Source organism: Streptomyces sp. NPDC017979 (assembly GCF_044328175.1).
Lineage (GTDB): Bacteria > Actinomycetota > Actinomycetes > Streptomycetales > Streptomycetaceae > Streptomyces.
Map to the genome: position 1 here is coordinate 260,531 of NZ_JBIRGU010000009.1, position 20,573 is coordinate 281,103.

Consider the following 20,573-nt stretch of genomic DNA (forward strand, 5'->3'; position numbering starts at 1 on the left):
TCGACCGTGAGGTCCCGAGACGAGCCGCAGGACGCCACGAGTGCGCGGATCAGGTCTGCGCCATGTCCACGAAACGGGAGTAGTGGCCCTGGAAGGCGACCGTGATCGTCGCCGTCGGGCCGTTACGGTGCTTGGCGACGATCAGGTCCGCCTCGCCCGCGCGCGGGGACTCCTTCTCGTACGCGTCCTCGCGGTGCAGCAGGATCACCATGTCCGCGTCCTGCTCGATGGAGCCCGACTCTCGCAGGTCGGAGACCATCGGCTTCTTGTCCGTGCGCTGTTCGGGGCCACGGTTCAGCTGGGAGAGCGCGATCACGGGGATCTCCAGCTCCTTGGCCAGCAGCTTCAAGTTACGCGACATGTCGGAGACCTCCTGCTGACGGCTCTCGGCCCGCTTGGAGCCGCCGGACTGCATCAGCTGGAGGTAGTCGATGACGACGAGCTTCAGGTCGTTGCGCTGCTTGAGCCGGCGGCACTTGGCGCGGATCTCCATCATCGACAGGTTCGGGGAGTCGTCGATGTAGAGCGGGGCCTGCGAGACGTCCGGCATACGGCGCGCCAGCCGGGTCCAGTCCTCGTCCGTCATCGTGCCGGAGCGCATGTGGTGCAGCGCGACGCGGGCCTCCGCCGACAGCAGGCGCATCGCGATCTCGTTGCGCCCCATCTCCAGGGAGAAGATGACGCTCGGAAGGTTGTTCTTGATGGAGCACGCCCGCGCGAAGTCCAGCGCCAGCGTGGACTTTCCCATCGCGGGACGGGCCGCGATGACGATCATCTGGCCGGGGTGCAGGCCGTTCGTCAGCGAGTCGAAGTCGGTGAAGCCGGTGGGCACGCCGGTCATCTCGCCGCTGCGCGAGCCGATCGCCTCGATCTCGTCGAGCGCGCCCTCCATGATCTCGCCGAGCGGCAGGTAGTCCTCGCTGGTGCGCTGCTCGGTGACGGCGTAGATCTCCGCCTGCGCGGAGTTCACGATCTCGTCCACGTCGCCGTCGGCGGCGTATCCCATCTGCGTGATCTTGGTGCCGGCCTCCACCAGACGGCGCAGCACGGCGCGCTCGTGGACGATCTCGGCGTAGTACGACGCGTTGGCCGCGGTGGGGACGGACTGGACCAGGGTGTGGAGGTAGGAGGCGCCGCCGACGCGGGTGATCTCGCCCCGCTTGACCAGTTCCGCCGCCACGGTGATCGGGTCGGCCGGCTCGCCCTTGGCGTACAGGTCGAGGATGGCCGTGTACACGGTCTCGTGGGCGGGCCGGTAGAAGTCGTGGCCCTTGATGATCTCCACGACGTCCGCGATGGCGTCCTTGGAGAGCAGCATGCCGCCGAGGACCGACTGCTCGGCGTCCAGGTCCTGGGGCGGGACGCGCTCGAACCCGCCGGACGCGCCGGACCAGCCGTCGTCGTCGCGGCCGCGCTCGTGCTGGTCCTCCCGGCCGCCGCCGCGGCGGTCGTCACCGCGGCGATCCGTGCGGCGGGGGCGGGAGACGGGAAGACGGTCTCCGGGGACGTCGTCCGCCGCCCACGGGTCGTCCAAGGGCTCGGAAATGCTCACCCGGGCCACCTCCTCCCGTCCGCGCAGCGGACCTCGCCGTGCCCCACTTTTCTACGGCACAGCACCGACAAACCGAGTGGCCCGACCCGGCTTCCGGCGCGTCGAGCGACGGTCCACGTTAGGCCGCTCAGCACCGTCAGCCAATCTGGTTATCCACAGGCCATGTGGATGAGCGACCAGATGCTGTGGAGAACTCCGCAGAACCTGTGCACGGACCGGGGGACAGCACTGTGGACAAAGTTGCCGCCTTCACTATCCACAGGGTCTGACCTGCGACTATCCCATCCACTGGCTGTGGGGAAGAAAAAATTTCCCGACCGGGCCAAGATCAGAACAAACGGCCCAGCACAGAGCCGTCACCCTCAGTACAAGTAAGGATCACAGGGCATTTGCATCTCTTACCTGTGGACGATTACATTGATGCGATGACCCAGGCCCCAGCGTCACCGAAGGTTCAGCGGCGACGCCGCGACCGGCGCCATGACCGAGAGATCGTCACCCTCGCCGTCCCGGCCTTCGGCGCCCTCGTCGCCGAACCCCTCTTCGTGATGGTGGACAGCGCCGTCGTGGGCCATCTGGGCACCCCGCAACTCGCCGGGCTCGGCGTCGCCGCCGCGCTGCTGATGACCGCGGTGAGCGTCTTCGTCTTCCTCGCCTACGCCACCACCGCCGCCGTGGCCCGCCGGGTCGGCGCGGGCGACCTCCCCGGCGCCATCCGCCAGGGCATGGACGGCATCTGGCTCGCGGTCATCCTCGGCGCGGTCGTCGTCGCCGTCACCCTCCCGCTCGCCCCCTGGGTCGTCGACGTCTTCGGCACCTCCGACACCGCGTCCCCGTACGCCGTCACCTATCTGCGCGTCTCCAGCATCGGCATCCCCGCGATGCTGATGGTGCTGGCCGCCACCGGAGTGCTCCGCGGCCTCCAGGACACCCGCACACCGCTGTACGTCGCCGTCGGCGGCTTCACCGCCAACGCCGTCCTGAACGTCCTGCTCGTGTACGGCGCCGGCTTCGGCATCGCCGGCTCCGCCTGGGGCACCGTCATCGCCCAGTACGGCATGGCCGCCGCGTACCTCGTCGTCGTCATCCGGGGCGCACGTCGGCACAAGGCTTCCCTGCGCCCCGACGCGGCGGGGATACGGGCCAGCGCCCAGGCCGGGGTGCCCCTGCTGATCCGTACGCTCTCGCTGCGCGCGGTCCTGATGATCGCCACCGCCGTCGCCGCCCGCCTCGGTGACACCGAGATAGCCGCCCATCAGATCGTGCTCTCCCTGTGGAGCCTGATGGCCTTCGCCCTCGACGCGATCGCCATCGCGGGGCAGGCGATCATCGGCCGCTACCTCGGTGCCGGCGACGCCGAGGGCGCCCGCCAGGTGTGCCGCCGCATGGTGCAGTGGGGCATTGCGTCCGGCGTGGTGCTCGGCGTACTGCTGATGGCCGCCAGCCCGCACTTCCTCCCGCTGTTCAGCAGCGATCCGGCGGTCCACGACGCCCTCCTTCCGGCGCTCCTGGTGGTCGCCCTTACCCAGCCCGTCGCCGGCGTCGTCTTCGTTCTCGACGGCGTTCTGATGGGCGCGGGCGACGGCCCGTACCTCGCCGGCGCCATGCTGGTGACGCTGGCCGCGTTCGCTCCGGTCGCCCTGCTGGTGCCCGCGCTCGGCGGCGGACTCACCGCCCTGTGGTGGGCGATGACCCTGATGATGACCGTCCGCATGGCCACCCTCTGGTGGCGGACGCGCTCCGGGCGCTGGATCGTCACCGGCGCGACCCGCTGAGTCGCGGCTTGCTGGACCGCCGACTTCTCCGGCCGTTGTTTCACGTGAAACACGCTGTTTCACGTGAAACGAGAAGTGGGCCGTACCCCCAAAGGGGTACGGCCCACTTCTTGGCTCGGGCGAACCGGCCGGGTCAACCCGCCGATCAGGCGGCGATGACCTCGATGCCGACCTTCGCGTCCACCTCGGGGTGCAGACGCACGGACACCTGGTGCGCGCCCAGGGTCTTGATCGGCGAGCCGAGCTCGACACGACGCTTGTCGACGTCCGGGCCACCGGCGGTCTTGATCGCCGAGGCGATGTCGGCCGGGGTCACGGAGCCGAAGAGGCGGCCGGCGTTGCCGGAGCGAACGGCCAGCCGCACCTTCACGCCTTCGAGCTTGGCCTTGATCTCGTTGGCCTGCTCGATGGTCGCGATCTCGTGGATCTTGCGGGCGCGGCGGATCTGCGCCACGTCCTTCTCGCCACCACGGGTCCAGCGGATCGCGAAACCACGCGGGACCAGGTAGTTGCGAGCGTAGCCGTCCTTGACCTCGACGACGTCGCCGGCAGCACCGAGGCCGGAGACTTCCTGGGTGAGGATGATCTTCATGTTGCGGTCACCCTTCCCTTATCGCGCGGTGGACGTGTAGGGCAGCAGCGCCATCTCACGGCTGTTCTTCACGGCCGTGGCGACGTCACGCTGGTGCTGAGTGCAGTTGCCGGTAACGCGGCGGGCACGGATCTTGCCGCGGTCGGAAATGAACTTCCGCAGCATGTTCGTGTCCTTGTAGTCCACGTACGCAGTCTTGTCCTTGCAGAATGCGCAGACCTTCTTCTTAGGCTTGCGCACAGGCGGCTTCGCCATGGTGTTTCTCCTGTGTGATCAAGAAGTGGGGTATCGAACGCCCCGTGGACCCCGAGGGGTCCTAGAAGGGGGGTTCGTCCGAGTAGCCGCCGCCGGAGTTGCCGCCGCCGGAGCTTCCGCCCCAGCCGCCGCCGCCTCCGCCGCTGCCGCCCTGCTGACCACCCGCGGGGGCACTGGTGGCCCACGGGTCGTCGGCGGGCGCTCCGCCGCCCTGCTGCTGGCCGCCACCGGGGCCCGCGCCCCAGTTGCCGCCACCCTGCTGACCGCCCCCGTAGCCGCCCTGACCACCGCGACCGGTGGTCTTGGTGACCTTGGCCGTGGCGTTCTTGAGGCTGGGGCCGACTTCCTCGACGTCCAGCTCGTAGACCGTGCGCTTGACGCCCTCGCGGTCCTCGTAGGACCGCTGCTTCAGCCGGCCCTGCACGACGACGCGCATGCCGCGCTGGAGCGACTCGGCGACGTTCTCCGCCGCCTGCCGCCAGACCGAGCAGGTCAGGAACAGGCTCTCGCCGTCCTTCCACTCGTTCGTCTGCCGGTCGAAGGTGCGGGGAGTGGACGCGACGCGGAACTTCGCGACCGCCGCACCGGACGGGGTGAAGCGCAGCTCGGGGTCATCGACGAGATTGCCGACGACCGTGATGACGGTCTCGCCTGCCATTGGGGGAACCTCTCGGCGGGGATTGCTTCTGGCTGCTTGCTGCTACTCGAACCCGAAGACCTCTGAGCTAGGTGCTCAGTGGGTCTCGGGACGGAGGACCTTGGTCCGGAGGACCGACTCGTTCAGGTTCATCTGGCGGTCGAGCTCCTTGACGACCGCAGGCTCGGCCTGCAGGTCGATGACCGAGTAGATGCCCTCGGGCTTCTTCTTGATCTCGTAAGCGAGACGACGACGGCCCCAGGTGTCGACCTTCTCCACCTTTCCGTTGCCCTCGCGGACGACGGAGAGGAAGTTCTCGATCAGGGGGGCGACAGCGCGCTCCTCAAGATCGGGGTCGAGGATGACCATCACCTCGTAGTGACGCATGTGGAACCCACCTCCTTTGGACTCAGCGGTCACGGTCGTTCCGTGACAGGAGGGTCGTGATGCGTGTGATGCAACGGTGTCGAGTAAAGCAGGACCCACTGACAGTCCCCCGGTCGTTCCCCGGCGACCGTCGGAACGATCTTCGTGGGGCGGACCCGGGCCTGACGGGGCCCGAGCAGACACCGGTGCAGACCGTACAGAGTACCCGCAGGGGGCCTTCCGGTTGAAATCCGGTGGCCCCCGGCCGCAATCTGTACACATCGGGTGTGCGCGGCACTACGGTGCGCCGCGCTCCGCAACGCCAGGAGGTGCCACATGGCACAGGCAGTGCGACGTCAGACCGGCCTCTTCGCCACGGACGGCAAGCCCCACCCCCTCCAGGACACCCTGGCCGGCGTCACTCTGGTGCTCGGCGTCATCGCGTTCGTGACGTCGATGTTCTCCAGCCTGCACCTGCTCAGCTCGTGGACGGGCCTGGTGGGAATCCTCACCGGCGCGTACGGGCAGTTCATCTCCGAGACGACCCGGGAGCGGTTCGTCCTGATCCTGGGGCTCGGTGCGTCCGCGGCCGGGTTCTTCCTCGGCATGGCGCACGGTGGCCTCTTCGGCGGCTTGATCGGCTGATCGAGGGCCGGCGGCCCGGGCCCGGCGAACGGTCCGGCCGGGGCCGGGCCGGTGGTCCCGACGGCCGCTTTCCACACGCCCATTCGGGGCGCTCCCCCAGCGCAGTAGGCTTCGGCGCGAGAGCCGGAGCCCCTGACCCATGGGGACACACCTGCTGAGGAGCGCCCCACATGAGCCTGACACTGAGGACCATCAGCCGAGAGCAGCACCTGGCGTACATCCAGTCCCTGCCGTCGGCAAGCCACTGCCAGGTGCCCGCATGGTCCGACGTGAAGACCGAATGGCGCTCCGAGAACCTCGGTTGGTTCGACAAGAACGGCACGCTGGTCGGCGCGGGCCTGGTGCTGTACCGCCAGTTGCCCAAGATCAAGCGGTACCTCGCGTACCTCCCCGAGGGCCCGGTCATCAACTGGTACGCGCCGAACCTGGACGAGTGGCTCCGGCCCATGCTCGCCCACCTCAAGCAGCAGGGCGCCTTCTCCGTGAAGATGGGCCCCCCGGTCGTCATCCGCCGCTGGGACGCCCCCGCCATCAAGGCCGGCATCCAGGACCCGGACGTGAAGCGGCTGCGGGACGTGGAGGCCACCCACATCGAGCCCCGCGCCTTCGAAGTCGCGGACCGGCTGCGGAAGATGGGCTGGCAGCAGGGCGAGGACGGCGGCGCCGGCTTCGGCGACGTCCAGCCCCGGTACGTCTACCAGGTCCCCCTCGCCAACCGCTCGCTCGACGACGTCCTCAAGGGCTTCAACCAGTTGTGGCGACGGAACATCAAGAAGGCCGAGAAGGCCGGCGTCGAGGTCGTCCAGGGCGGCTACCACGACCTCGAAGAGTGGCAGCGCCTCTACGAGATCACCGCGGTGCGCGACCGCTTCCGCCCGCGCCCGCTCTCGTACTTCCAGCGGATGTGGACCGTCCTCAACAACGAGGACCCGAACCGCATGCGGCTCTACTTCGCCCGCCACAACGGCGTGAACCTCTCCGCGGCCACGATGCTCGTCGTCGGCGGCCACGTCTGGTACTCGTACGGCGCCTCCGACAACATCGGCCGCGAGGTCCGGCCGTCGAACGCGATGCAGTGGCGGATGCTGCGCGACGCGTACGCGATGGGCGCCACCGTCTACGACCTGCGGGGCATCAGCGACTCCCTGGACGAGACCGACCACCTCTTCGGCCTGATCCAGTTCAAGGTCGGCACCGGCGGCGAGGCCGTCGAGTACGTCGGCGAGTGGGACTTCCCGCTCAACAAGCTGCTGCACAAGGCGCTCGACATGTATATGTCGCGCCGCTGACGCGCGCCGGGTCGCCGGCGGCCGTACGCCGACCGCCGATGCGCCTCTGCCGGCCCCGGCGCCCGCACCGTAACCTCGTAGATCCCGTATCCCGCACACCCCGCAGATCCCGCAGCGCGCAGCTCCCTCGCAGCGCGCGAAGGTCTCGCAGCCACCAGAAAGGTCCCGGGCCGGCCATGGCGCTCTCCCTGTACGTCGACACCAACCGCTGGCGGGCGCACCAGAAGTCCGTGATCGACCAGTTCCCGGGTCTGGTGCCCGTCTGCAAGGGCAACGGTTACGGGTTCGGCCACGAGCGGCTGGCGGAGGAGGCCACCCGCTTCGGCTCCGACGTCCTGGCGGTCGGCACGACGTACGAAGCGGCCCGCATCAAGGACTGGTTCAGCGGCGACCTGCTGGTCCTCACGCCCTTCCGCCGGGGGGAGGAGCCCGTTCCGCTGCCCGACCGGGTCATCCGCTCCGTGTCGTCGGTGGACGGCGTGCACGCCCTCGTGGGCGCCCGCGTGGTCATCGAGTGCATGAGCTCCATGAAGCGCCACGGCGTCTCCGAGCAGGACCTGGCCCGGCTGACCGGCGCCATCGACGACGTACGCCTTGAGGGCTTCGCCATCCACCTGCCGCTGGACCGCACGGACGGCTCCGACGCCGTCGAGGAGGTCATCGGCTGGATGGACCGGCTGCGGGCCGCCCGGCTGCCGCTGCACACCATGTTCGTCAGCCATCTGCGCGCCGAGGAACTGGCCCGGCTGCGCCAGCAGTTCCCGCAGACCCGCTTCCGCGCCCGCATCGGCACCCGCCTCTGGCTCGGCGACCACGACTCGACCGAGTACCGCGGCTCCGTCCTCGACGTCACCCCGGTCGCCAAGGGCGACCGCTTCGGCTACCGCCAGCAGAAGACGGCGTCGGACGGCTGGCTGGTCGTCGTCGCCGGCGGTACGTCCCACGGGGTGGGGCTTGAGGCGCCGAAGGCGCTGCACGGGATGATGCCGCGGGCGAAGGGCGTGGCGCGGGCCGGCCTCGCGACCGTCAACCGCAATCTGTCGCCCTTCGTCTGGGCGGGCAAGCAGCGCTGGTTCGCCGAGCCGCCGCACATGCAGGTGTCGATCCTGTTCGTGCCGTCGGAGGCGCAGGAGCCGCGGGTCGGCGACGAGTTGGTGGCGCACCTGCGGCACACCACCACCCAGTTCGACCGCCTCGTCGACCGCTGAAACCCTAGAGCGGGGCGCCGGGGCGCCGGCTGGGGTCAGCCCTCGTCGTCGCGGGGCGCCCTGGCGGACGCCTCGGTGCCCCACTCCACCTTGGGCCCGTGCGCCGGGTCCGCCGCGGACGCCCCGGCGGGCTCCGTACGACGGCTGCCGAGCACGAAGACGTCCCGCGCCCGGTCCAGCACCCCGCCCGACGGGTCGTCCGACCCGTCCTGCCGTACGCCGTCCCGCTCCGGCCGCAGCACGTCCCGCACCACCATCGCGCACAGGAACAGCGTCCCCAGCAGATGGGCCGCGATCGCCAGTTGGTAGCCCTCCGGCGGCAGTCCCTGGTGCTTGGTGCTGGTCGTGTACGCGAGGTACATCCAGATGCCCAGGTAGTACGCGACCTCGCACGCCTGCCAGATCAGGAAGTCCCGCCAGCGCGGCCGGGCCAGCGCGGCCAGCGGGATCAGCCAGAGCACGTACTGCGGCGAGTACACCTTGTTCGTCAGGATGAACGCGGCCACCACCAGGAACGCGAGTTGCGCGAAGCGCGGTCGCCTGGGGGCCGCCAGCGCCAGCGCCGCGATGCCGCCGCAGGCGAGGACCATCAGCAGGGTCGCGGCCGTGTTCACCGACTCGACCTCGAACGACTCGCCCGTGCGCTGGGAGATGACCAGCCAGAACGAGCCGAAGTCGATCTGTCGCTCCTGGCTGAAGGTGTAGAACTTCTTCCACCCCTCCGGCGCCAGCAACATCACCGGCAGGTTCGTCACCAGCCACGCTCCGGCGGCCCCGAGGGCGGCGGTGCCGAACTCCCGCCACTTCCCGGCCCGCCAGCACAGCAGCAGGAGCGGGCCGAGCAACAGCACGGGATAGAGCTTCGCCGCCGTCGCCAGCCCGATCAGCACGCCGAAGGCGAGCGGGCGGCTGCGCGCCCACATCAGCATCGCCGCGGCGGTGAGCGCCACGGCGAGCAGGTCCCAGTTGATGGTGGCCGTCAGGGCGAAGGCGGGCGCGAGGGCGACCAGCAGGGCGTCCCAGGGGCGACGGCGGTGGGTGCGGGAGACGCAGACCGCGATGACCGCGGTGCAGATCATCAGCATCCCGGCGTTGACCAGCCAGTACACCTGCTCCTGGTGCTGGATGGAGCCGCTGGACGGCGTCAGCCAGGCGGCCACCTGCATGAAGAGCCCGGTCAGCACGGGGTACTCCAGGTACTCCATGTCGCCGGGGAGCCGGTCGAAGTACGGCAGCAGCCCTTCCGAGAAGCCCCGGCCCAGGTAGAGGTGGGGGATGTCGGAGTAGCAGGCGCGGGTGTACTGCGAGCTGGCGCCCCTGAACCAGGCCCAGTTGTAGCAGGGCAGCTTCTGCACCATGCCCAGGGCGAACATCCCGATCGCGGTGAGCGCGACCACGCGGACGGGGGTGAGGTACCCGCCGCGGACGCGCAGCGCGTAGCGGCCCGCCGGGCCGCCGATCAGCTCGCTGCCGGCCGCGGCGACGGAATCGCGCCGGGTGGGCCGGACGTCCGGCCGCACGTCCGGTGCCGCGTCCGGCCGCGCACCCCGTCGGTCGTCCCGCGGGCCGTCCGGTCGGTCGTCCCGGTGCAAGCTCGTCTCTTCTGCGCTGGGCATGGTGCACATCCTGCCGTACGCGGCGGGCCGTACGCGGGGGAGTGCGCCACGAGGGCCGTCGCATCCGGTGCTGTCCGGATGCGACGGCCCTCGTGGACCTGCTCGGGCGCCCTCAGGCGACGCCGGTGCTACTCCCAGCCCTCCCGGCCGGCGATGATGCCGGTGCTCGCTGAGCTGCTCTGGCTGCCGCTGGGTTTTCCGCCGGGACCGCCGTTGTCGTTCCCGTTGTTGTCGTTGCCGTTGTTGCCGTTGCCGTTGCAGTTCCAGTTGTCCCAGGGGTCACAGGACTGCGAGGCGCTGGTGGCGGGCTTCGACGGGCCGCTGCTGGAGGTCTCCTTCGACGGCGTGCTCGACGGCTTCTCCGACTCCTTCTTCGACGGGGTCGTCGACGGCGACGGCGGCGGGCTGGAGGCGCCACCGCCCCAGACGGCCTCGCCGATCGGCTCCGGCTTCGGGAACTTCAGCGACTTCTGGCCCTTGAGGGCGTCGCCCATGTAGTCCGCGAAGATGTCGGACGGGAACGACGAACCGTGGATCTTGTCCTGGCCGCCGGTGCCGAACATCTCCAGGAAGGCCCGGTTCTTCTTCGTCTCGTCGTCGTCGAGGCGGTACATGTCGATGGCGGTGGCCAGCTTCGGGGTGTAGCCGACGAACCAGGCCGACTTGTTGCCGTCGGTCGTACCCGTCTTGCCGGCGATCTCGTGCCCCTTGACCTGGGCGTTCTTACCGGTGCCCTCGGTGACGACGTCCTTGAGCACATCGGTGACGTTGTTCGCGACGGCCGGGTCGAAGGCGCGCTCGGGCTCGTCCTTGTGCTCGTAGATCACCCGGCCCTTCTTCTTCACGGACTGGACCGAGTACGGCTCGCGCTGCTCGCCCTGCGCCGCGAAGGTGGCGTAGGAGCTGGCCATGCGGATGGCGCTCGGGGTCGAGATGCCGATCGAGAAGGAGGGCACGTTCGCCTTGTTCAGCGACTCCTCCAGCAGGCCCGAGTCGATGGCGGCCTCGCGCACCTTGGGGATGCCGATGTCCATGCCGATCTGCACGAAGGGGCTGTTGGCGGACTCGATCATGGCCTCGCGCATGGTCATCTCGCCGTACGGCTGATCACCGTCGTTGACCTGGCGCCACTCCTCGCCCTTCTCGTTGCGCCAGGTCGAACCGTCGTAGTTCTTGATCACGAGCTTGTTCTTGCCGCTGTAGCCGCCCTTGTCCGGGTCGACCCTGGTGCGGTCGGAGTCGGGCTGGTTGGCCGGCTTGCCGGGATCGCGCACGCCGTCGCGCATCGCCGCGGCCAGCACGTACGGCTTGAAGGTCGACCCCACCTGGGCACCGGTGTTGTTGGCGTTGTTGGTGAAGTGCTTGGTGGCGTCCGCGCCGCCGTAGATCGCGACGATCTTGCCCGTCTCCACGTCGACCGAGGCGCCGCCGAACTGGACGTGCGTGTCGGTCTTCGGGCGCTTCTCCGGGTCGATGTTCTTGTCGTACGCCTTCTTCACGGCCGCTTCGAGCTGCTGGATCTTCTTCTTGTTGAAGGTCGTGTGGATCTCGTAGCCGCCCAGCGCGAGGTCGTCGGCGGTGATGCCCCGCTTGTTGTTGCTGACGAAGTTGGCCTTGGCGAGGTCGACCAGGTAGCCGACCTGGCCGCCGAGCTTGGCGCCCTTGGTGACCGGCTCGATCTTGGGCAGCGCGGTGAACGTCGCCCGCTTCTCCTGGGTCAGGTGGCCGTCCTTGACCATCTCGTCCAGCACCCACGCCCAGCGCTTGGTCACCCGCTTGAGGTTGGCCTCCGGGGTGGCGGCGGCGTCGATGTCCACCGAGCCGGCCGGGTCGTAGTACGTCGCACCCTTGAGCAGGGTGGTCAGGAACGCGGCCTCGCTCTCGTTGATCTTCTTGGCGTCCTTGCCCAGGTAGGTCCGGGCGGCGGCCTGGATGCCGTAGGCCCCGCGGCCGTAGTACGAGGTGTTCAGATAGCCGGCCATGATGTCCGACTTCTCTTCCTCCGCACCGACCTTTATGGAGATGAACAGCTCCTTGACCTTGCGGCTCAGGGTCTGCGACTGGTCGGCCAGCACCGCGTTCTTCACGTACTGCTGGGTGATCGTGGAGCCGCCCTGGGTCTGCTCGCCCTTGGCCATGTTCACCAGGGCCCGGGAGATGCCCTTGGGGTCGATGCCGGAGTCCGTCTCGAAGGTCTTGTTCTCCGCAGAGATCACGGCCTTCTGCATGTGCTCCGGGATCTCGCTGATGTCGACGTTCTGCCGGTTGACCTCACCGCCGGTCGCGGCCATCGGCGTGCCGTCGTCCCAGTAGTAGACGTTGTTCTCGGCCTTGGCCATCTTGTCCGGGTCGGGGATGCCCACCATCGCGTACGCGAGGGTCGCGGCCCCCATCAAGGTGCCGAGGAAGGCCAGCGCGAGGCCGCTGACCAGCTTCCAGGACGGCACCCAGCGCCGCCAGCCGTCCTTGTGCTGGCGCGGGTAGTCGATCAGGCGCTTCTTGCCGGGCCGCCCGCCGCGGCCGGGCTCCTGGTGGCCACCGGCGCCCGCGCCCCGGCGTCCGCCGCCGCGACCCCCCCGGCCGCCGCCTGCGGTGCCGTCCACCCGTCGGCGCCCGCCGCGCTGCGCGGCTCTACGGGCCTCGGCACGGCCGCCGTAGGGCCGCTCCTCGCCGTGTGCCGCGGGTTCGGACCCATGGGACGGGGCCGCTCGGCGGCCGGACGGCTGCTGCGCGGCGCGCCTGGCAGCCGCCCGCCCGCCGCTCTGTGGCTGCGGCGGTTTGCGACGGTGCTCGCTCATCGAACGACTACTCCTCGGGCAGGCGAAATGCCTGGAAGTGGCAGTTGACTTCCGGTCCCCCCAACACGGATGCGGACCGGCCGGCACGAAAGGCTCGTCCGCTGTGCATCCACGGCGATGACGTCCGGCGACGGCCCATGGTTCCCGGCGGTCTGCATCCGCACAGACTACGCACGGCCAAATCCCTCCCGACACTGAAGTTCATCCCAAAACAGGCAAGTTGCCCGGGATGAATTGGCCATGTGATCCCGTTCACCGCACTCCCCCTTGTCGCAGGAGCATCGCCGCCCTATCGTGCTGATGTATCGACTCGATACATCAGCACGAGACAACAGGTCGAGGCGGACGAGGGAGGCGATGGTGAGCAGGCGCTCGGGAATCCTTGAGTTCGCCGTGCTCGGCCTGCTTCGCGAAGCCCCGATGCACGGGTATGAGCTGCGGAAACGGCTCAACACCTCACTGGGGATCTTCCGGGCCTTCAGCTACGGGACCCTCTACCCCTGCCTGAAGACGCTGGTCGCCAACGGCTGGTTGACGGAGGAGCCGGGCAGCGCCCCCGAGGACGCCCTGGCGGCGTCCCTGGCGGGACGCCGGGCCAAGATCGTCTACCGGCTGACGGCGGAAGGAAAGGAACGCTTCGAGGAACTGCTCTCGCACACCGGCCCCGACAGCTGGGAGGACGAGCACTTCGCGGCTCGCTTCGCCTTCTTCGGGCAGACGGAGCGCGAGGTACGGATGCGGGTGCTGGAAGGCCGCCGCAGCCGGCTGGAGGAGCGCCTGGAGAAGATGCGCGCCTCCCTCGCCCGCACCCGAGAGCGCCTCGACGACTACACCCTGGAGCTCCAGCGCCACGGAATGGAGTCCGTGGAGCGCGAAGTGCGCTGGCTGAACGAGCTCATCGAGAGCGAGCGGACGGGGCGGGACCAGCGAGGTTCCTCCCCCGACGAAGCGCCTCGCGAGAACAACACACGTGGTTCGCAGGACGGCCTGCCCCGGCACGGGGGCACGGGGACCGGGAGCACTCCTCCCGGCCCCGGCTCCGCGCCGGATCCGTCCGACGACACCGCCAACTGAGACCCCGCGGTCCGCGGGGTCTCATCCGGAATACCGAAATGACACAGGGAGCAACCGGAATGGGTTCGGTTCGCGTAGCCATCGTCGGCGTGGGCAACTGCGCCGCCTCGCTGGTGCAGGGCGTCGAGTACTACAAGGACGCCGACCCGGACAGCAAGGTGCCGGGTCTGATGCACGTCCAGTTCGGCGACTACCACGTCCGTGACGTCGAGTTCGTGGCCGCCTTCGACGTGGACGCCAAGAAGGTCGGGCTCGACCTGGCCGACGCCATCGGCGCCAGCGAGAACAACACCATCAAGATCTGCGACGTGCCCAACTCCGGCGTCACGGTGCAGCGCGGCCACACCCTCGACGGTCTGGGCAAGTACTACCGCGAGACCATCGAGGAGTCCCCCGAGGCCCCGGTCGACGTCGTCCAGGTCCTCAAGGACCAGCAGGTCGACGTGCTGGTCTGCTACCTGCCCGTGGGCTCCGAGGACGCGGCGAAGTTCTACGCCCAGTGCGCCATCGACGCCAAGGTCGGCTTCGTCAACGCCCTCCCGGTCTTCATCGCCGGCACCAAGGAGTGGGCCGACAAGTTCACCGAGGCGGGCGTCCCGATCGTCGGCGACGACATCAAGTCGCAGGTCGGCGCCACGATCACGCACCGCGTGATGGCGAAGCTGTTCGAGGACCGGGGCGTCATCCTGGACCGCACGATGCAGCTGAACGTCGGCGGCAACATGGACTTCAAGAACATGCTGGAGCGGGAGCGGCTGGAGTCCAAGAAGATCTCCAAGACGCAGGCCGTCACCTCGCAGATCCCCGACCGCGACCTGGGCGAGAAGAACGTCCACATCGGTCCGTCCGACTACGTCGCGTGGCTCGACGACCGCAAGTGGGCCTACGTCCGCCTGGAGGGCCGTGCGTTCGGCGACGTCCCGCTGAACCTGGAGTACAAGCTGGAGGTCTGGGACTCCCCGAACTCCGCCGGCGTGATCATCGACGCCCTGCGCGCCGCGAAGATCGCCAAGGACCGCGGCATCGGCGGCCCGATCCTCTCCGCGAGCAGCTACTTCATGAAGAGCCCGCCGGTCCAGTACTTCGACGACGAGGCCCGCGAGAACGTCGAGAAGTTCATCAAGGGCGAGGTCGAGCGCTGAGCTGCGGCTGAGCCGACGTCCGTGCCGGCCGCCCCGCGGGGCGGCGTACGGCGATGACCGCGGAGGGTCCCCGGGTGTCCGCCCGGGGACCCTCCGCGTGTGCGGGGACCCGGTGTGTGACGCTTTACCGCATGCCCGTCGTACGTGATCTGCGCGTACTCCTGCGCCTGACGAACTTCCGCCGGCTCCTCGCCGTCCGACTGCTCTCCCAGACAGCCGACGGCGTCTACCAGGTCGCGCTCGCCACGTATGTGGTCTTCTCCCCGGAGAAGCAGACCTCGCCCGCCGCCATCGCCTCCGCCATGGCCGTCCTGCTGCTGCCGTACTCCCTGGTCGGCCCCTTCGCCGGGGTCCTGCTGGACCGGTGGCGGCGGCGACAGGTCTTCCTCTACGGCAATCTGCTGCGGGCGCTGCTGGCCTGCGGCACCGCACTGCTGATCCTCGCCTCGGTGCCCGACTGGCTCTTCTACCTCTCCGCCCTGATGGTCACCGGCATCAACCGCTTCGTCCTCGCCGGCCTGTCCGCAGCCCTGCCCCGGGTGGTGGACGACGACCGGCTTGTCATCGCCAACGCCCTGTCGCCGACGGCGGGCACGCTGGCCGCCTTCGCGGGCGGCGGGCTCGCCTTCGTCGTCCGGCTGGTCTCCTCCGACTCCGACGCGGCGGTCGTCCTGCTGGGCGCCGCCCTCTACCTCTGCTCCGCACTGGCCTCGCTCCGGATGAGCCGGGAACTGCTCGGCCCCGATCCGGACCGGGTGCAGCCGCGACTGCTCACCGCCGTCGCCTCCACGGCGCGCGGTCTGGCCAGCGGGGTGCGCCATCTCGCGGAGCGGCCGGCGGCCACCCGTGCGCTCACGGCGATCACCCTGATGCGCTTCTGCTACGGCGCCCTGACGGTGACCGTGCTGATGCTCTGCCGCTACGCCTGGTACGCCGACGAGCAGGACGGCCTCGCCCTGCTCGGGGTGGCCGTGGCGGTGTCGGGGGCCGGGTTCTTCACCGCGGCCGTGCTCACCCCCTGGGCCATCGGCCGACTCGGCCGCTACGGCTGGATGATCACCTGCGCCGGGTCGGCGGCCGTGCTGGTGCCGGCACTGGGGCTGGCCTTTGAGCCCGGACCGATACTGGTCGCCGCGTTCGTGCTGGGGCTGGTCACCCAGGGCACGAAGATCACCGCCGACACCGTCGTCCAGACGTCGGTGGACGACGCCTATCGCGGTCGGGTCTTCTCGCTCTACGACGTCCTGTTCAACGTCGCCTTCGTGGGTGCTGCGGCCGTCGCCGCAGTGATGCTGCCCCCGGACGGCCGCTCGGTCGAGTTGGTCGTCCTGGTGGCGCTGATCTATGCGGCAACCGCCCTGCTGCTGAAGCACTGGAGCCGATCGACCGGGCGGACACCCGAGCGGACCTCCCGGGGGTAGCCCAGCGGCGAAGGACGGTCCGCCGGCGATGTTTCACGTGAAACATCGCCGTGGAACGGCAGGGCTCCATGTTTCACGTGAAACATGGAGCCCGTGTGCCGAGGTGGTGCAGTACTCAGTCCTGCGCAGGACCCAGTCCCGTGCAGCATTCAGTTCTGCTGGGTTGCCCACCACTCCTTGAGCGCGGCGACCGCGGCGTCGCGATCCATCGGACCGTTCTCCAGACGCAGGTCCAGGAGGTGGGCGTACGCCTTGCCGATGGCGGGCCCGGGGCCGATCTCCAGGACCTGCTGGATCTCGTTGCCGTTGAGGTCGGGGCGGATGGCGTCCAGCTCCTCCTGCTCCTTGAGCTGGGCGATCCGCTCCTCCAGACCGTCGTAGGTCCGGGAGAGGGCGGCAGCCTTGCGCTTGTTGCGCGTGGTGCAGTCCGAGCGGGTGAGCTTGTGCAGCCGGGTCAGGAGCGGGCCGGCGTCGCGCACGTAGCGGCGCACCGCCGAGTCGGTCCACTCGCCGTCCCCGTACCCGTGGAACCGCAGGTGCAGCTCCACCAGCCGGGCCACGTCCCTGACCAGCTCGTTGGAGTACTTGAGCGCGGTCATCCGCTTCTTGGTCATCTTCGCCCCCACCACCTCGTGGTGGTGGAAGGAGACCCGGCCGTCCTTCTCGAAGCGCCGGGTGCGCGGCTTGCCGATGTCGTGGAGCAGGGCGGACAGCCGCAGCACCAGGTCCGGGCCGTCCTCCTCCAGGTCGATGGCCTGCTCCAGCACGGTCAGGGAGTGCTCGTACACGTCCTTGTGCCGGTGGTGCTCATCGCTCTCCAGCCGCAGCGCGGGCAGCTCCGGCAGTACGTGGGCGGCCAGCCCGGAGTCCACGAGCAGCGCGAGGCCCTTGCGCGGGTGGGCGGAGAGGACCAGCTTGTTCAGCTCGTCCCGGACCCGCTCGGCGGAGACGATCTCGATCCGCCCGGACATCTCCGTCATGGCGGTGACCACCTCGGGCGCCACCTCGAAGTCGAGCTGGGCCGAGAAGCGGGCCGCCCGCATCATCCGCAGCGGGTCGTCCGAGAAGGACGCCTCCGGGGTGCCCGGCGTGCGCAGCACCTTCGCGGCCAGGTCCTCCAGCCCGTGGTGCGGGTCGATGAACTCCTTCTCCGGAAGCGCGACGGCCATCGCGTTCACCGTGAAGTCACGGCGGACGAGGTCCTCCTCGATGGAGTCGCCGTAAGACACCTCGGGCTTGCGCGAGGTCCGGTCGTACGCCTCCGAGCGGTAGGTCGTGACCTCGATCTGGTAGCCGCTCTTCTGGGCGCCCACCGTGCCGAAGGCGATCCCCACGTCCCACACCGAGTCCGCCCACGGCCGGATGATCTTCAGTACGTCCTCGGGGCGGGCGTCCGTCGTGAAGTCCAGGTCGTTGCCGAGCCGGCCGAGCAGTGCGTCCCGGACCGAGCCGCCGACCAGGGCGAGGCGGAACCCGGCCTCCTGGAAGCGACGGGCGAGGTCGTCCGCAACGGGCGCTACGCGCAGTAGCTCTACAACTGCGCGGCGTTGCACCTGGCTCAGTGCGGTGGGGGTGTCTTCATTCGCATTCGGCACAACAGAAGAGGGTACGTGGCCTGGCCCGCGGGGGTGCCCGGATATGCGTCATGATCGTGCGGGCCACTCCGCGGCACTCGCACCCGGCGCACCTCGTTACCATGCGTGGACGCGGTGAGCGACAGCGACCCGGCGCAAATGACGACGAACCGACGACGAGGGACGGACGAGCGCGTGGCCGAGGCGGCAGCATTCCGGAGGACGACCCGCTCTCCCGCCCGCCGCTGGCTACGTCGGACCGGCGCGTGGCTGGCCACCGCGCCCCTGGCCGTGGGGGTCCTCGCCGGGCCGCTGGCGCCCGTCGCCCAGGCGGCGGAGCCGATGAGCGCCCCCGCCGCGCAGAGCGCACCGCAGACGGCACCGGCAGCCAAGAACGCCCGGACCGTGGACGTGTCGTTGAACACCCTGACGCCGAGCGCCCCGCGCGAGGGCGACACCCTGACCATCACGGGCACGGTGACCAACAAGGGCAAGCAGACCGTCAAGAAGGCCGACATCGGGCTGCGGGTGGGGCCGGCCCTCAGCGGACGGACCGCCATCGACCGGGCCGCCAAGCGCGCCGGCTACGACCCGGGCACCGACGGCTCCGGCATCGACGGCAAGTACACCGTGAAGCTGCCGGCGCTGGCCTCGGGCATCAGCCACGACTTCAGCATCTCCGTGCCGGTCGACGACCTCGACCTCGGCGCGGACGGCGTCTACCCCGTCGGGGTGGCCCTGTCGGGCCAGCCGCCGAACGCCCCGTATCAGGACGTGCTCGGGTTCCAGCGCACGTTCCTGCCCTGGCAGCCGGACGCGCTGGGCGACAAGCCCCAGTTCACCTACCTCTGGCCGCTGATCTCCTCCGCCCACCTGACGTCCGACGTGGGCGAGGACGAGCAGCGGACTCCGGTGTTCGAGGACGAGGAGCTGGCCAAGGAGCTCGCCCCCAGCGGGCGGCTGGGTCAGCTCGTCTCCCTGGGCAGCGAGTTGCCGGTGACGTGGGTCGTCGACCCGGACCTCCTGGCCACGGTCGACGCCATGACCAGGAACTACCGGGTGAAGAACGGCACGGAGACCGTCCCCGGGAAGAACCAGGCGCTCGCCAAGCAGTGGCTGAGCTCCCTCCAGGCCGCGATCCAGGACGACAAGGTGATCGCGCTGCCGTACGCCGATCCGGACCTGGCGTCCCTGGCGCACCGCGGCAAGAACGTCTCCGGCTCCCTCAGCCACCTCCAGCAGGCCACCGAGGTCGCCGAGCGGACCGTGGAGACGGTCCTCCACGTCGAGCCGTCGATGGACTTCGCCTGGCCCGTCGAGGGCGCGATCGACTCCTCGATCGTGGACGTCGCCACCTCGGCCGGCGCGAGCAACGTGATCGCCCGCAGCGACAGCCTGGAGGACGACCTCCAGTACACCGCCTCCGCGGCCCGGCCGATCGGCGGCGGCACGACCGCCGTGGTCGCCGACGCCCGGCTGTCGAAGGCGTTCCAGAGCTCCATGCTCCACAGCGAGGCGTCCACCCTGGCCGTCCAGCAGTTCCTCGCCCAGTCGCTGGCGGTGGCCCGCCAGGACCACGACGGCCCGCGCAGCATCGTCGTCGCCCCCCAGCGGGTGCCCACCGCGGCTCAGGCGCAGGCGATGGCGCACGCCGTGAAGCAGCTCTCCGACGAGCGCTGGACCCAGCAGGTGGACCTGGTCGCCGCCGCCGAGGTCAAGCCGGACGAGGCCGCGTCCCGGCAGGTGCCGTCCACCTCGCGCTACCCGGCCCACCTGCGCAAGCAGGAGTTGACCGTCCGCACGTTCGAGGACATCCGCGCCACCCAGACCGCCCTCGACAAGTTCACGGTCATCCTCACGGCCCGGGACCGGGTGGAGACGCCGTTCTCCCGGGCGATCGACCGGGAGATGTCGAACTCCTGGCGCGGCAACCGCACGGCCGCCGCGGAGTACCGCACCGACGTGGAGCAGAGCCTGCGGGCCCTCACCGGCGAGGTGCAGCTGATCGAGAAGTCTCAGATCACGCTCTCGGGCCGGAGCGCCACGATCCCCGTGACCGTGCAGAACCGACTGCTCCAGGACGTCGACAACCTCGTCCTGCGGCTCAGCTCGGACAACGCGGCCCGGCTCAGCCTCGACGGCGACAAGGGCGTCGCCGAGCGCCCGATCGAGGTCAAGGCGGGCCACAGCCAGTCCGTGAAGTTCGACGCGCTGGCCAACGCCAACGGCCAGGTGCGGATGACGGCCCAGCTCTACACCGAGGACAACAAGCCGTACGGCGAGAAGATGCAGTTCACGGTGAAGGTCTCGGAGGCCACCCCCACCGTCCTGCTGGTGATCGCGGGCGGTGTGCTGCTCCTGGTCCTCGCCGGGGTGCGGATGTACACCCAGCGCAAGCGGGCCGGCGGCTCCGGCCCCGCCGGCGAGAACGGCTCCGCCGCGGATGACGGCCCCGAACCGACGCCCGACGGGGGCACCGCCCCCGAGGAGACGCAGCCGTCGAAGGACGACGCCGAGGCCCCCGATCCCGGGCAGCCGAGTGACCCGACACCGGACACCGGTCCGGAAAGCGGCAACCCGTCGGTCGCGGGTGAGAAAGTGGACCGTTGAGCGATGTCGTGGCCGCCGG

At 69.7% G+C, this 20,573-nt stretch carries 16 protein-coding genes; 8 read left to right on the forward strand and 8 right to left on the reverse strand.

The window, feature by feature from the left end:
- Window positions 1–49: 49 nt before the first annotated feature.
- Complete coding sequence (dnaB, locus tag ACH4E8_RS23540; protein ID WP_398451195.1) at window positions 50–1,552, reverse strand: replicative DNA helicase; 1,503 nt, start codon at window positions 1,550–1,552, stop codon at window positions 50–52.
- A gap of 425 nt (window positions 1,553–1,977) precedes the next feature.
- On the opposite strand from dnaB, the gene ACH4E8_RS23545 reads away from it, so the two are divergent.
- Window positions 1,978–3,327, forward strand: coding sequence for an MATE family efflux transporter (locus ACH4E8_RS23545; RefSeq protein ID WP_398451197.1), 1,350 nt, complete (start codon window positions 1,978–1,980; stop codon window positions 3,325–3,327).
- Between the two features lie 145 nt (window positions 3,328–3,472).
- On the opposite strand, the gene rplI is transcribed toward ACH4E8_RS23545, so the two are convergent.
- From rplI to rpsF, 4 genes are all read right to left on the reverse strand, one after another.
- Entirely contained in the window at window positions 3,473–3,919 is a 447-nt protein-coding gene (rplI, locus tag ACH4E8_RS23550) for a 50S ribosomal protein L9 (RefSeq protein WP_398451199.1), read from the reverse strand.
- Between the two features lie 18 nt (window positions 3,920–3,937).
- The gene (rpsR, locus tag ACH4E8_RS23555; protein ID WP_005315025.1) at window positions 3,938–4,174 is read right to left on the reverse strand and encodes a 30S ribosomal protein S18; all 237 of its coding nucleotides are present in this window, start codon (window positions 4,172–4,174) and stop codon (window positions 3,938–3,940) included.
- 61 nt (window positions 4,175–4,235) lie between these two features.
- Entirely contained in the window at window positions 4,236–4,832 is a 597-nt protein-coding gene (locus tag ACH4E8_RS23560; protein ID WP_398451201.1) for a single-stranded DNA-binding protein, read from the reverse strand.
- 75 nt (window positions 4,833–4,907) lie between these two features.
- On the reverse strand, window positions 4,908–5,198 hold the full coding sequence (gene rpsF, locus ACH4E8_RS23565; protein WP_003956532.1) for a 30S ribosomal protein S6: 291 nt from the start codon (window positions 5,196–5,198) through the stop codon (window positions 4,908–4,910).
- Between the two features lie 315 nt (window positions 5,199–5,513).
- On the opposite strand from rpsF, the gene ACH4E8_RS23570 reads away from it, so the two are divergent.
- The 3 genes from ACH4E8_RS23570 to ACH4E8_RS23580 all read left to right on the forward strand — a co-directional run bounded on the left by ACH4E8_RS23570 (window position 5,514) and on the right by ACH4E8_RS23580 (window position 8,319).
- Complete coding sequence (locus tag ACH4E8_RS23570) at window positions 5,514–5,822, forward strand: hypothetical protein (protein WP_398451203.1); 309 nt, start codon at window positions 5,514–5,516, stop codon at window positions 5,820–5,822.
- 170 nt (window positions 5,823–5,992) lie between these two features.
- Window positions 5,993–7,111, forward strand: coding sequence for a peptidoglycan bridge formation glycyltransferase FemA/FemB family protein (locus ACH4E8_RS23575; protein ID WP_361959723.1), 1,119 nt, complete (start codon window positions 5,993–5,995; stop codon window positions 7,109–7,111).
- 176 nt (window positions 7,112–7,287) lie between these two features.
- Complete coding sequence (locus ACH4E8_RS23580) at window positions 7,288–8,319, forward strand: alanine racemase (protein ID WP_398451205.1); 1,032 nt, start codon at window positions 7,288–7,290, stop codon at window positions 8,317–8,319.
- A 35-nt stretch (window positions 8,320–8,354) separates the two neighbouring features.
- Here the strand turns inward: ACH4E8_RS23580 and ACH4E8_RS23585 are convergent, their stop codons facing one another.
- Together ACH4E8_RS23585 and ACH4E8_RS23590 are read right to left on the reverse strand one after the other, a co-directional pair.
- Window positions 8,355–9,935 (reverse strand): glycosyltransferase family 87 protein, encoded by a 1,581-nt coding sequence (locus tag ACH4E8_RS23585; protein WP_398451207.1) that lies wholly within the window; start codon window positions 9,933–9,935, stop codon window positions 8,355–8,357.
- Between the two features lie 128 nt (window positions 9,936–10,063).
- Window positions 10,064–12,733: a transglycosylase domain-containing protein gene (locus ACH4E8_RS23590; RefSeq protein ID WP_398451209.1), complete on the reverse strand. Its 2,670-nt coding sequence runs from the start codon at window positions 12,731–12,733 to the stop codon at window positions 10,064–10,066.
- A 360-nt stretch (window positions 12,734–13,093) separates the two neighbouring features.
- Between ACH4E8_RS23590 and ACH4E8_RS23595 the strand changes: the two genes are divergently transcribed.
- The 3 genes from ACH4E8_RS23595 (at window position 13,094) to ACH4E8_RS23605 (ending at window position 16,370) form a co-directional block, all read left to right on the forward strand.
- On the forward strand, window positions 13,094–13,807 hold the full coding sequence (locus ACH4E8_RS23595) for a helix-turn-helix transcriptional regulator (RefSeq protein ID WP_398451211.1): 714 nt from the start codon (window positions 13,094–13,096) through the stop codon (window positions 13,805–13,807).
- A gap of 59 nt (window positions 13,808–13,866) precedes the next feature.
- Window positions 13,867–14,949 carry an inositol-3-phosphate synthase gene (locus ACH4E8_RS23600; protein ID WP_398451213.1) on the forward strand — a complete coding sequence of 361 codons (1,083 nt, stop codon included), beginning with the start codon at window positions 13,867–13,869 and terminating at the stop codon, window positions 14,947–14,949.
- A gap of 131 nt (window positions 14,950–15,080) precedes the next feature.
- Window positions 15,081–16,370 carry an MFS transporter gene (locus ACH4E8_RS23605; RefSeq protein ID WP_398451215.1) on the forward strand — a complete coding sequence of 430 codons (1,290 nt, stop codon included), beginning with the start codon at window positions 15,081–15,083 and terminating at the stop codon, window positions 16,368–16,370.
- Between the two features lie 149 nt (window positions 16,371–16,519).
- Here ACH4E8_RS23605 and ACH4E8_RS23610 read toward each other — a convergent pair whose 3' ends face one another.
- The gene (locus tag ACH4E8_RS23610; RefSeq protein ID WP_398451217.1) at window positions 16,520–17,965 is read right to left on the reverse strand and encodes a CCA tRNA nucleotidyltransferase; all 1,446 of its coding nucleotides are present in this window, start codon (window positions 17,963–17,965) and stop codon (window positions 16,520–16,522) included.
- 174 nt (window positions 17,966–18,139) lie between these two features.
- Here ACH4E8_RS23610 and ACH4E8_RS23615 point away from each other — a divergent pair, with 174 nt between their 5' ends.
- A complete protein-coding gene (locus ACH4E8_RS23615) occupies window positions 18,140–20,554 on the forward strand; it encodes a DUF6049 family protein (RefSeq protein ID WP_398451311.1) in 2,415 nt (804 codons plus the stop codon).
- The last annotated feature ends 19 nt before the right edge of the window (window positions 20,555–20,573 follow it).